The 12,047-nt window shown below is 70.2% G+C and carries 10 protein-coding genes and 1 pseudogene; 2 read left to right on the forward strand and 9 right to left on the reverse strand.

Annotated elements, in window-relative coordinates; all coding sequences use genetic code 11:
• Positions 1 to 132: 132 nt before the first annotated feature.
• The 4 genes from IEZ19_RS29985 to IEZ19_RS30000 form a co-directional block, all read right to left on the reverse strand.
• Complete coding sequence (locus IEZ19_RS29985) at positions 133 to 1,377, reverse strand: phosphotransferase (protein WP_189314443.1); 1,245 nt, start codon at positions 1,375 to 1,377, stop codon at positions 133 to 135.
• Between the two features lie 235 nt (positions 1,378 to 1,612).
• Positions 1,613 to 1,801: a ferredoxin gene (locus IEZ19_RS29990; RefSeq protein WP_189314444.1), complete on the reverse strand. Its 189-nt coding sequence runs from the start codon at positions 1,799 to 1,801 to the stop codon at positions 1,613 to 1,615.
• A gap of 6 nt (positions 1,802 to 1,807) precedes the next feature.
• Positions 1,808 to 3,004, reverse strand: a complete 1,197-nt coding sequence (locus IEZ19_RS29995) for a cytochrome P450 (RefSeq protein ID WP_189314445.1) — start codon at positions 3,002 to 3,004, stop codon at positions 1,808 to 1,810.
• Positions 3,005 to 3,030: 26 nt separating this feature from the next.
• The gene (locus IEZ19_RS30000; RefSeq protein ID WP_189314446.1) at positions 3,031 to 4,143 is read right to left on the reverse strand and encodes an NDMA-dependent alcohol dehydrogenase; all 1,113 of its coding nucleotides are present in this window, start codon (positions 4,141 to 4,143) and stop codon (positions 3,031 to 3,033) included.
• Between the two features lie 233 nt (positions 4,144 to 4,376).
• Here IEZ19_RS30000 and IEZ19_RS53660 point away from each other — a divergent pair, with 233 nt between their 5' ends.
• Complete coding sequence (locus tag IEZ19_RS53660; protein WP_373297070.1) at positions 4,377 to 4,913, forward strand: transposase; 537 nt, start codon at positions 4,377 to 4,379, stop codon at positions 4,911 to 4,913.
• Positions 4,914 to 5,165: 252 nt separating this feature from the next.
• Here the strand turns inward: IEZ19_RS53660 and IEZ19_RS30010 are convergent, their stop codons facing one another.
• From IEZ19_RS30010 to IEZ19_RS30020, 4 genes are read right to left on the reverse strand one after another with little or no spacing between them, the layout of a single operon-like run.
• Positions 5,166 to 6,068, reverse strand: coding sequence for a phosphotransferase family protein (locus tag IEZ19_RS30010; protein WP_229841010.1), 903 nt, complete (start codon positions 6,066 to 6,068; stop codon positions 5,166 to 5,168).
• A 34-nt stretch (positions 6,069 to 6,102) separates the two neighbouring features.
• The gene (locus tag IEZ19_RS30015; protein ID WP_189314449.1) at positions 6,103 to 6,765 is read right to left on the reverse strand and encodes a transposase; all 663 of its coding nucleotides are present in this window, start codon (positions 6,763 to 6,765) and stop codon (positions 6,103 to 6,105) included.
• Between the two features lie 60 nt (positions 6,766 to 6,825).
• Positions 6,826 to 7,137 (reverse strand): hypothetical protein, encoded by a 312-nt coding sequence (locus IEZ19_RS51155; protein WP_229841011.1) that lies wholly within the window; start codon positions 7,135 to 7,137, stop codon positions 6,826 to 6,828.
• Positions 7,138 to 7,176: 39 nt separating this feature from the next.
• Positions 7,177 to 10,548 carry a S8 family serine peptidase gene (locus IEZ19_RS30020; protein ID WP_229841012.1) on the reverse strand — a complete coding sequence of 1,124 codons (3,372 nt, stop codon included), beginning with the start codon at positions 10,546 to 10,548 and terminating at the stop codon, positions 7,177 to 7,179.
• A 471-nt stretch (positions 10,549 to 11,019) separates the two neighbouring features.
• On the opposite strand from IEZ19_RS30020, the pseudogene IEZ19_RS30025 reads away from it, so the two are divergent.
• Positions 11,020 to 11,471: pseudogene (locus tag IEZ19_RS30025) on the forward strand (Uma2 family endonuclease); the annotation flags it as partial.
• 88 nt (positions 11,472 to 11,559) lie between these two features.
• Here the strand turns inward: IEZ19_RS30025 and IEZ19_RS30030 are convergent.
• On the reverse strand, positions 11,560 to 12,047 hold a 488-nt coding region (locus IEZ19_RS30030), incomplete at its 5' end, for an alpha/beta hydrolase (protein ID WP_189314450.1).

The following is a 12,047-nucleotide window of genomic DNA, read 5'->3' on the forward strand; positions in this document are numbered from 1 at the left end:
GGATCGGGTCCGGCGCGGCCCGCCGGCCGAGGACTCCCGGTCGTGGCGCCTGCCGGAGAGGCAGGGCATGCTGGGCCGGGGGGCCGAGCACGCGACCGGCGAGCGACGCGCCCACCACCGCGATACGGTCGCTCAGGCCAGGGTTCCGTGGTCATCGAGCGCTGCCGCGGTGCGTTCGACCATGAGCGTGCTGACCTCATCGGGCTGCATGTTCGGTTGCATCGCGCCGTGGCCCAGTGTCATCAGCCACGCGAAGTACGGCCAGGCGGCCTGGCGCCGGTACGCCGCCCACGCGGTCTCCTGGTCGAGCTTCGGCCCGCCGGCCGCATGGAGCCGGTCGAGGTAGAACGCGAGCAGATCGCTCTCCCAGGCGCGGCGGTCCTCGACCGAAAGCGCGCCGTTGACCAGGTAGGTGACGTCGTAGAACCAGCTGCCGCGCTGGATGATCTGCCAGTCGGTGAAGCCCATCCGGCCGATGCCGGTGACATAGGTGTTGCCGATGTGCGGGTCGCCGTGGAGCAGGGTCGCGGGGCCGGTGCTGCACTTCTCGAGCCCGGTCCACAGTGCCTTGAGGGCGTCGTCGGTGCGGTGGCGCAGCGACACCGGCACGGCATCGCCGGCCATGTCGACCCCGGCCCTGGCGACGTCGGCGATGCCGAAGGTCTCGGCCGATCGGCGTACGTACTCGATCGGCCGGTGCAGCCGCTCGTTGCGCGTGACCTCGGGTGCTTCCCAGAACCGGCCGTGCCAGACGGCCATGTTCGCGAGCAGGTCCTCGATCTCGGACCGGGAGACCGGGCGGAGAGCGGTGATGAACTCGGCGTCTTTGGTCGCGGCCAGATCCTCGGTGACCGCGATCGAGCGCCACGACGACCGGTCGACGCTGCCGTGGTAGCCGAGGGGAGCCTCGATGTCCAGCCGGGGACGGAAGTCACGATAGAACGTCGGCTCGCCGGCCAGGATGCCGATGAATCCGAGCATCAGCCGCTGCTTGAAACGCTGGGTGGTTTTGCTGAAGAGCGACTTTGGCAGTCCGGCCTCGTCGCCCGTCTGGTTGTATCGCACCTCGGTGCGCCAGCGGGTCGAGCTGCCGACAGATGCCTCCGTGGTCTGTGACCAGATGACCCTGGCGCCGGGCACATCGCGGCACAGCACATCGGTCAGCCATGCGTCGGTGACCGCGTCCGGGGTCGCCGGCACGGTCCCTCGGCCGCGTGGACGCCGGGGAAGCGCCCGCTCGCGTGCGACCGCAGCGGCCACCCACGCGGTACGCGACGTCCGGTACAGCCGCGAGGTCGGATCGCCGGTGCCATGAAGCAGAGTGCTTGGGGCGCGGGCGGCGGCGGCCAGGGCCTGCACGGCGCTCGTCATCGTCATCGGCCTCCTTCGGGAGCCAGGTGATGCAATGGACCGGGACCAACCCCGCCGGGATCGCAGCGTTCCCGGTCGTCTCGTCCTCCGGGGAGAGCGAGCCGGGGACCTCGGTGCCGACGCCGGGGACGGCCGCGCTCCTCGCCTGACGGCGGTGAGCCCGCAGCCGGGGAGTTGACGATGGTGCGGGTCGTGGGGGCGTGCGGTGTGTCCCGGCCCGGACCCCGCCGGGCCGGGACGATCAGGTGAGCTCGAGCGCAGCCTCCGGGCAGCTCGTCACGGCGTCGCGGACGTCGGCGACGTGGTCGTCACCGATCTCCGCGAGCAGCACGACGACCTTGCCGTCGTCGTTCACGTCGAAGACGTCTGGGGCCAGCAGCGCGCACCGGCCGTGCCCCTGGCACCGAGTGGTGTCGGCATTGACCTTCATGGTCGCTCACCCGACCCGGTCGAACTCGATGTCCACGGCGTGGAGCGCGTTGCTCTGTCCCGGGACCCACTGGATGTCGGCGGTCGAGACGAGCCGGATGTTCCTGACTCTCTTCAGCAGTTCCTCGAAGGCGATCTCGATCTGCATCCGGGCCATGTTGGAGCCGATGCAGCGGTGGACACCCATGCCGAAGGCGGTGTGGCCGCTTCGTGCCTCGTCGAAGACCAGTCGGTCGGCGTCACGGAACTTGGCGGTGTCCCGGTTGGCGGAGTCGAACCGGACCTGCACCCGCTCGCCCTTCTTGATCAGCACCCCGTTGAGCTCGACGTCCCGGGTCGCCACGCGAGCCATCGCGGCGACCGGGGAGTCCAGGCGGAGGAACTCGTCCATGTCCCGGCGCACCCAAGCGGGGTCCCGCAGCCGGTCCTCGAGTCCAGGGTGCTGCGTGAGCCGGTAGGTGATGTTGCCGATCGCAGCCCGCGTGGTGTCCAGACCCCCCATCACCAGGATGCCCAGGCAACCGATCTGCTCCTCCTGGGAGATGGGCCGGTCTCCGAAGCGGCCGTTGACGAGGCGGGCGAGCACACCGTCGCCCGTGATCCCGCGCTTCTTGGCACGCTCCAGATACTCGGTGCACATGGCGAACAGTTGCGCGTACAGCTCCGGCGTAGCTCCTTCGGCCACGGCGAGCGCGAGCGCCTGGGCCGCTTCGAGCTCCTCGTCGGTGAGGTCGTTGAAGATCACCTTCGTCAGCATCCGGCCGATGTAGGGGCCGGCGTACTCGTTGAGGATCTCGGCGGAGCCGCGATCGATGAATTCGTCGATCAGGCTACGGGCGGTCTGATGCATCGCCTCCTCGTGCGGCGCGAGCGCTGTGCGGGAGAAGAGCGGGTTGAGCAGCTGCCGGGCCGCGGTCTGGACGGGCGGGTCGTCGTCGATGGGGCAGAGCGACGGCAAGCCGGTCGGGACCAGCGGTGACTCGGTCGAGGAGAACGTCTCCCAGTCCTCCATGACCCGCCGAACGTCGTCGTAGCGGCTGACGATGTAGAAGCCGCCGTTTCCGTCGGTGTGTGCCACCGGGCACCGTTCCCGGGCGTGTGCGAACAGCTCCCACTTCACCCGCTGGTTCTCCCAGCTGAAGATGTCGAAGTGGCTGAGCTGTTCGGCGAGGTCCTGCTGCTTGTCGGCTTGGTGCATCGTCATGGCGCCTCCCGGGCAGGGGGATCGGGTCAGAACTGGTTGACGATCACGCCGCGGATGTTCTTGCCTGCGAGCATGTCGGCGTAGCCCTCGTTGATCTGGTCGAGGGAGTAGGTGCGGGTGACCAGCTCGTCGAGCTGGAGCTTTCCTGCCCTGTACAGGTCGGCGAGGCGGGGAATGTCGGCGCGCGGGTTGCAACCGCCGTACACGGTGCCGAGCAGGGACTTCTCGAACAGCGCGAACATCTGCATGCCGAGGGTCGGCTTGTCGTCGACGTTGCGGGCCATGCCGGTGAGGACCGCGCGACCGCCCTTGGAGACGAGGTCGAGGAACGGCTGGATCATCCACCCCTCGACCACGCCGATCGTGCACACCCCGACATCGGCCATGACACCCTGGGTGATGTCCTGCACGAGGCTCATCGCCTCCTCCATGGAGGACGCGGTGTGCGTGGCACCGAGGACCTTCGCCTGGTCGGTCTTGAAGGCGACTGGGTCGACGGCCACGATGTTCCGCGCGCCGCACATCCGGGCGCCCTGGATCGCGTTCGCGCCGATCCCGCCGATCCCCACCACCACGGCCGTCTCGCCGGGCTGGACCTTGCCGATGTTGACCGACGACCCCCAGCCGGTCGGCACACCGCAGCCGAGGAGGCAGGCGACCTCGAAGGGGATGTCCGGGTCGATCTTCACGATCGACGTCTCGTGCACGACCGTGCGCTCGCTGAACGTGCCCACGAGGGAGAGCGTGCCGACGTCCTTGCCCCGGGCGTGTGCGCGGTACCCGCCGCTGATCATCGAGCCTTCCATCAGGAACTGCCCGTAGTCGCAGAGGTTCGACCGTCCGGTGGAGCACCACCGGCACTGTCCGCAGGCGGGGAGGAACGAGAAGACCACGTGGTCGCCCACGGCCAGGTGCTCGATGCCGGGGCCCACCTGCTCGATCACGCCCGCGCCCTCGTGTCCACCGATGGTGGGGAGTGCGGCGTAGCCGTCGCCGAGACGGACGTGATCGTCGGAGTGGCACATGCCGGCGGCTTCGATCCGTACAAGGACCTCGTGCTGGCGGGGCGGGTCGAGTTCGATCTCCTCGACGCTCCACGGCTGGCCGGTCTCCCACAGGATTGCTGCCTTCGACTTCACAATATGACCCCTCTCAGCCCTGCAGTGGCGGTAATCACACAGTGTTTGATTCAGTGTGTCAAGGGTCTCTGCAAGAAGGCCGAGGCTCTGCCGAGGCTGACGTTCGCAAGTCGTCCGAGCGGTATCGTCCTGGGGCGGCCAAGTCTTTGCCCGCAACGTTGACTCTGCTGCGCAATTTGACTGAGTGAGCGTCGTGGGTGCGGCATGACCGCTTCTGTGGCCTTGGCCGCCTCGTGGGCCGCAGGGGGTGGAGCAGATGTCGTTGCAGCCGAAGGGGCTGCCAGAGATCCCGGCTCAGACCGTGGCTGTCGCTCGGCGGCGATCCCCCACGGGACATTGGCGATGCGGGCGCCCGATCGGCTGGGCGAGGTGTTCGCGGACGAGCCCGCACCGACTGCCACGCATGCCCCGTCCAGGACGAGTGCACCACCTCCGCGCGTGGCACCCGCATCCGCAGCCTCCGGCCGCAAGAACTCCACCAGACCCTGGCCGGAGCGCGAACTGAGCAGAACACGAAGACCTGGAAGGACAAGTACACACTCCGCGCTGGGATCGAGGGCACCATCAACCAGGCCCTCGACGTCACCGGCCTCCGCCGGGCCCGCTACCGCGCACTGCCCAAGGTCCGCCTCCAGCACGCTTTCTCCGCCACTGCCCTCAACGTCATCCGACTCGACGCCCACTGGAAGCCCGGCCACACAGCTCTCAGCCCCCGGACCAGCAGACGCTTCAGGCACCAACTCGGACATCGTTCAGCGGCCCCGGTATGACGGCTTCGTCGGTCCCGTTCGATGAAGATCCTGTACTGCCTGGACGTCTTCGAACGGGCTCTGGCAGCGATCACGGGGAGCCGTTACGGCGAGTGATATTGCCGTTCGATTCGGAGGCGTCGCAGAGCTGTCGACCGGGAGCCGGCCCGTACTCGGGGGTGCTCCGGTGTGGGTGTGCGATCGGCTCCGCTGCCGGACGTGGCAGCCGGGCCCGGCGCTCGCCGCCGGGCCTGCGCCCCGGACCGCCTTGACTCAGCCCAGCGCGTCCATCAGGGCGGTGACATAGGCATCCAGCCGCTCCTCCACGGCTCGCGTCGTCAGCTCTGTTCTCCCTGCCTCACGCCATGGCTGCGCCACCTGCTGCACTTCTTCTGAGAACGCCAGCCCGTCCCGCACCTGCCAGTACAGCCGCTCGCTCGCGGCCGCAGCCAGTACCCCGCCGGCCTCCTCATACGCCTCAGCGAAGCGCAGACCCCACGCCGGGCCGTGCAGCAGCGCGAGATTGGTGGAGCAGTGCGCGACATCGAGGTCCGCCGGGCCCCATGAGGTCGCTGCCCAGTCGACGACGCCGGTGATCCGCGCACCTGCAGGGCTTGGGGGCGGCACGTCGAACAGCACGTTGCCGGGGTGGAAGTCCCGGTGCAGGAAGCGTCCTTCATAGGGCGGCGCGGACTTGCGGATCACATCGGTCGCCGCGGCCCATGCCGCCGCGTCGGCGCCCTTCGGAACGACGACGGTGTCGGCGGTCGTCGACGCCTCATACTTCCGGGGCCGCTCGGCGGGTCGCAACGCGTGGATCGCCACGAGTTGACGGGCCAGCAGAGGAACGCGCGCCTCCAATCCCTCATCGTCGAGGACCGTCCGGCCCGCCAGATGTGTCATGAGGAGCGACGGATACTCGCAGTGCGCGGCGGTCGGATCAAGCGCGACCAGTCCAGGAGCCGGCACGCCGGTCCCCGTGAGCAGGGTCAGGGCGCAGGCCTCCCTGTTCAGCCAGTCCTCGGCGTGCTCCACGTTGACGAAGGTCCGCAGTACCAGGTCGCGGGTGCCTCCGTCCCGCGTGCCGATGGTCAGCCGCCTCATTTCGGCAGTGATGCCGCCGTGCAGCGCCTCGGTTCTGACGATCCGTTCGCCGACCTCCAGGTGCCGGCTCACCCAAGCCAGGGTCAACGGTCGGACGGCCCCCGCCTCATCGTGGTCGATCACCGTGCCACCTCATCATCGGGACGGCGGCACGCGCAAAAGCTTTCGTTGGAGGCGGCGGTGGCCACGCTGCTCTGTTCCTCTCGCAGCTGCCGCAGGCACCGTTCGCCCGTCCGTAGAGCTTCCTTTTGATCTTCTTGATGCGGTTCACGGCGCCCTCGGTGTCACCCGAGCTCCAGTGGAGCGTGAGCCCGGCGGTGACGGCGTCGAGGCCGCTGGTCAGGCCGCGGGCGAAGCCGGTCGGGCCGGGCAGGTCCGCGGTAAAGGCCCCGTCGATCCAAGCGGGCAGCAGCACGCCGGTCTGCCAGGTGAGCATGTCGCCGAAGTTCCGCACCAGTTGGTGCACGGTGGCCAGTTCGGGGCAGCCGTCCAGGACGGTCTTGAGCTGTTGGTGTTCGTCCTCGGTGAGGGTGCTGGGGCGGCGGGTGAGCCAGCCGGTGACTGGCGGGTACTGGACGGCGCCGGCGGCAGTCGCGGGGTTCGGCGAGGCTGATCCAGGCGGTGGAAGGCCCAGTCGCCTGACGTGGAGTAGCTGCTCTGCCGGCCGCGTTCGGCGAGTTTGCGGCGCAGTGCCATGAGCGTGATGCGTCCGCGGGTCTCGGCGATGCGCCGGCTGAGGCAGGCGTGGTGGACATCGAGGCTGCTGCACCGCCGGTGGCGTCCGGCGCCGGGCGGGCCGGACCGGCAGGTCCGGGCCGCCCGGCGGGGCTCAGCGCAGGCCGAACGCCCGGATCACCGTCTGGCTGACGGTGTTGCCCGCGGAGTCCCGCGCGCCCGCCCGCAGCGAGACGTACGCGGTCTTCTGCGGGGCGGACAGCGCGAACCGTCCGTCACGGCCGTCACGGGCCGGGTGCCACGTCCGTCCGTCGTCGTAGGAGAACTCCACGCTGACGGGGGAGAGCGTGCCGGCTCCCGCGGCACCGCGCAGGTGCGCGGCGAAGACCGTCACGGCCGCGCCCCGGTCGGCCCGCCCCGCCTCGTCGGTGCGGACGTCGTAGGAGAGCTGGATCAGCGGCAGCACATCGGCTTCGTCTCCGGCGGGCGCCCGGGAGGTGAAGCCTCACTCGGTGTGCGTGTCCGAGGAGTACGGGCTGACCGAGGCGTCCCGTCCCGCGTCCAGGACGAGCCGGTACGGCAGCGGGCCTGCGGCGGGCGCGTCGGCGCCGACGGAGGTGTACATGCCCTGCGCCAGCCGGGTGTCGCCCTGGTAGAGGGTGAGCGACTGGTGGTCGCGCTCGTAGTCCATGGACATCCCTACATGGTCGGAGCCGCCCCACGCGGGGACGTCGAGGTTCAGGCGGCTGCCGCTGCGCGTGGGCGCCTTGTAGTTGTCGTTGAGGTACGGGCGCTCGATGGGCTTGAACCACTCCTGGCCCTGCCTGCTGCCGGCCCGGTACACGGTGCGGGGCTCGATCTCGTACAGCAGGCCGTCGACGTACGCCTCCTGGCCCCAGCGGTATCCCGGGCCGGTGGCGACCCAGTCGACCCGTCGGCTGTTCATCTCCTCCCGCACCGTCAATCCGATGCCCCAGTCGGAGTAGACGGGCCAGTCGAAGCGCCACTCCCCGCCGTCGCGCGTGGTGTCGGGGCTGTCGAAGTCGACGTCGACCCGGGCCAGGGTCTTGGGCCCGCCCTGGACGACGAGGCTGTCCGGGATCTCGTTGTGCCACGTCCACATCAGGTCGTAGACGTACCGGCTGTCGGGTTCTGAGTCCACGGTGACGGCCGCGTCGCGGTCGGCGGCCTGCCGCAGGAGCTTCTCGCCCTCGTCCGTGCTGAGTGGGGCGACGTCGATCGCGGCGGGCGTGAACGGGTCGCCGGTGTACGAGCGCAGCTGTCGGCCCTGCTGGTCGTTGACGACCAGCAGGAGGCTCGCGCCCGCCTTCGCGGCCGCCGCCGCCTGATCGGTGTCGGACACCGCCTCGTTGCGGCGCACGACGACAGCCTTGCCGCGGGCGTCCAGCGCCTCGTAGTCCGCGCTCGAGCCGTCGCCCGCGGCGACGAGCGGCAGCTTGTGGCGGCCCTGGGCCAGCGGTGTGACACCGTCCTGCCGCAGGACGTCGGTGAAGTCGTCGGTGCGGGTGGCGACGGTGAGCATGGGCTGCTCCTTGCGCCAGCGGGCACCGAGGTAGAAGTCGCCGTGCGTGACCTTGCGGGTGGTCGGCTGGGCCCAGAGGCTGTCGTAACCCGTCTGGGTCTCCATGTAGTCGCGCCAGGTGCCGCCGCCCATCGAGCGGTCGTACTCCAGACGCTGATAGGTCGTCTCGGTCCGCTGCGGTGTCGTCATGTCGACACGGCGGATCGCGCCGGCGTCGAGTGTGACGACGTTGTTGCGGTCCATGACGACCTCGAGGTCCCCGAGCAGGGCCATGCCGAGCGAATGGGGCCCGTGCACGCCCTGCACCTCCTTGAACGACAGCACCGAGTACACGTCGTCCGGCAGGAAGGTCTCGAGTCGGCCGGACTCGTCGACCAGGTAGAAGTCGGGTTCGAAGCGGCCGGGGCTCAGCAGTTCGACGACGCCGGACATGGGCTTGCCCTGGGCGTCCTTGAGGACCATGGTCAGCTTGTGCGCGACGTCGCCGAGGGAGACCGCCGTGTGCGTGACGGCCGTGCCGGCCGCGTCCGTCGCGACGACCTGCCCCGACCAGCGGCCCTTCTCGGTCGCCTTCGAGGCGTCGATGACGACGGAGGCCTCGGCGGTGCCGTGCGCCGGCACGACGACCTGGTCGGGGGAGACCCGGAACAGGCCCGCGGGGGCGTTCTGCGCGTCGACGGCGAGGTGGAGCGTGGCCGGGGAGTCGCCGGTGTTGGTGTACGTCACCGGACGCGTGACCGCGGTCCCGGCGCCGGCTGCCACCTGCCCGGCGAACGCGGTCGCCGAGGCGAACACGCTGCTGTGCAGCGCCGAGGCCACGTCCACCCGTCCGCTGCCGGCCTGGAAGGCGTCGTACGCCGAGGTCCGCTTGGAGCTGCTGACCAGCAGGTCCTTGAGCTGGCTTCCCGTCAGGTCCGGGTGGGCTGCGGCGAGCAGGGCCGCGGCGCCGGCGACGTGCGGTGTGGCCATGGAGGTGCCACTCATCGTCTGGTAATCGCCCTCGCCCTCCGCGGCGTACTGCGAACGCGCCGCCAGTACGTCGACGCCGGGGGCGGTGATCTCGGGCTTGAGGGCGCCGTCCCCGACGCGCGGGCCCTGGCTGGAGAACGAGGCCACGTCGTCGGCGGAGTCGACCGCCCCCACCGTCAGAGCGGCGTCGGCGGCCCCCGGTGCGCCGATGGTGTTCGGCGCGCCGGCGTTGCCGGCGGCGACCACGAACAGCGTGCCGGTCTCGGCGCTCAGCCGGTCGACGGCCGCGCTGAGGGGGTCGGTGCCGTCGGACGGGGTCTCGGAGCCGAGGCTCATGCTGACGACCCTGGCGTGCTGGTCCTGGGCGGCCCACTCCATGCCGGCCAGCACCCACGGGTCCTGACCGCTGCCGTCGTCGTCCAGCACCTTGCCGATGTGGAGTTCGGCGCCGGGTGCGACGCCCTTCTCTTTGCCGCCGGAGGCGGCGCCGGTGCCGGCGATGGTGGAGGCGACATGGGTGCCGTGGCCGTTGCGGTCGGTCACGTCCTCGTCGGGGACGAAGCTGCGCGTGTCCGCGATCCGGTCCGTGAGGTCGGGGTGCCCGGCGTCCACGCCGGTGTCGAGGACGGCAACGTCCACGCCCTGCCCGGTGTCGCCGGCCGACCATGCCTCGGGGGCGCCGATCTGCGCGGTGGTGTCGGCGAGGTCGGCCTCGACGTGGCCGTCGAGCCAGATGTGCGTGATGCCGCCGCCGAAGGCCGGTCCGCCGGACCGCGCGGCGACGCCTGCGGAGGTCCTCGAACTCTGTGCCGAAGCGCTGGTGACGGCATGCCAGAAGTCGGACGCCTGGGCACGGTTCTCCGTGATCGCGGCGCCGTGCACGCTACCGAGGTCGCGCACTGGGGCGGCTCCCCGGGGCAGGGTGGCGCGCAGGCCCTTGGCGGCGGTCCCGGAGTCGTACGAGACGATCAGGGGCAGCCGCTCGCGGTGGGCGTCGTCGTAGCCGTCCGCTATGAGGTCGGTGACGTCGAACAGCCGCCGGTCCAGTGTGCCCGCGGCGACGTAGGGAAGGGCGGAGTCGGGGTAGACGTACAGGTCGCCGTTCGACTCCAGGATGCGCGCCTGGGCGGTTCCTCCCGAGGCGCTGCGGACGCCGACCGTGCCGCTGGCGCTGCCGGAGCGGCGCGTGACGACGGTGTCTCCGGTGATCAGCGTCACCGTGTGCGTGCCGGACGGCACGTTGTGCGGTGCGGCGGGCGACGCGGTGGTCGCGGTGCTTGCGGTGTTCGCGGCGGCGGGTTGCGCCAGTGCGAGGACGACGGCGCCGGCGGCCAGCAGGCTCCGGTGTCTGTATGGGGTTTTCAAGCAGTTCCCCTGTGGCTGTTGGGAGGGGCCGGGTCTTCGGCCCTCGGTGAACCCCGTTGGGGAGGGCACCGCATAGTGGCCTGGAATCCCGTGCTGGGAACCCGCGGACGCAGAGTGATCTTTCACACCTCAGCGATCTGATTCCGGCGGGCTTACGATCACCGATTACGCCTGGAGCAGGGCGAGTTCACCCGCTGTCCGCGGACGGCCGCACCACTGCCGACCGCCCGGCAGGCGGGCGCCGCACCCACTGCGGTCAGGCCCCTTCGCACCACGCGGCCTTCGCCGCCGAGCGGGGCCGCAGCGCCCCGTCGACCACTCCCTCGCCGCCGCCGGAAGCCGCCGGAAGCCCCGCCGCGGGCGAACGTCGTCTTTGCGACATGGCGCCGAAGTGCCAAGCCGCTGATGTCGACGCGGCCGGTGGTGTTCCGAATCATTCAAGGTGCCTGCTATCCAGGCACTTTGTTGTCCGCCGGGGTCGAGATCGTGGACGGGATGGTCGTCGTGGGTCCGAGTGCGTCGAAGCGGCACAACCGTCTGGCCCGGATCCTGGCCAACGCTCTGGAGGCGGGCTCGGGGCCGGACCGGTATGCCGACATGGACTTCGACGTCCGGCTGCAGGACGTGCCGCTCACGAATCGCCGGGCGGACGTCGTTGTGTATCGCGCGGACACGATTGATGTCACGCCCACTCGTCCAGAGCATGCGCTGCTGGTGGCCGAGGTGGTCTCACCGGGGCCGGAGACCACCGACCGGATCGTGAAGGTGGATCAGTACGCCAAGGCCGGCTTTGCGTTCTACCGGCGGGTCGAGCAGGCCGCGACGGTGTTCCCCTGGTGTACACCTACGTCCTCGACCCGGCGACGAAGATTTCTCGTGAGGGTGACGTGTTCACCGGGGTCGTCAAGGTTGCGGCGCCCTTTCCCGGGCCGATGCCAACGGGGTGTCGGGGCACATACCCTCAGGGGGCAGGCAGTTGCCACCCGACTGCCCCCGCGCCCGCCCCGTGTGTCAGGTCGTGTGCAAGGCGGTGCGCAGGGTGGAGACGGCCAGGGAGATTGCGGCCTCGGCGGCGTGGGTCTCGCGCAGGGCGTTGAGCACCACGAAGCCGTGGATGATGCCCTGGAAGCGGACGGCGGTGACGGCGACGCCCGCCTCGCGGAGCTTGTTCGCGTACGCCTCGCCCTCGTCCCGCAGCACGTCCGCCTCACCCGTGATGACCAGAGCCGGCGGCAGCCCCGTCAGCTGCTCCTTCGTGGCCCGCAGGGGAGATGCGGTGATCTGGGCGCGCTCGGCCTCGTTGGTCGTGTACTGGTCCCAGAACCACCGCATGCCGTCGCGGCGCAGGAAACAGCCAGTGGCGAACCGGCGGTACGACGGGGTGTCGAACGCGGCGTCGGTCACCGGGTAGAACAGCACCTGGTACACCAGCGGCAGATCGCCGTACTCCTTGGCCATCAGGGTCATGGCGGCGGCCATGTTGCCGCCCGTCGAATCGC

The organism is Streptomyces brasiliensis, assembly GCF_014647875.1.
GTDB classification, from domain to species: domain Bacteria; phylum Actinomycetota; class Actinomycetes; order Streptomycetales; family Streptomycetaceae; genus Streptomyces; species Streptomyces brasiliensis.

What these genes read in the sequence shown, in the direction of transcription:
- IEZ19_RS29995 (WP_189314445.1), bottom strand. Translation starts at nt 3,004, where the DNA reads ATGACGATGCACCAAGCCGACAAGCAGCAGGACCTCGCCGAACAGCTC.
- IEZ19_RS29990 (WP_189314444.1), bottom strand. Translation starts at nt 1,801, where the DNA reads ATGAAGGTCAATGCCGACACCACTCGGTGCCAGGGGCACGGCCGGTGC.
- IEZ19_RS29985 (WP_189314443.1), bottom strand. Translation starts at nt 1,377, where the DNA reads ATGACGATGACGAGCGCCGTGCAGGCCCTGGCCGCCGCCGCCCGCGCC.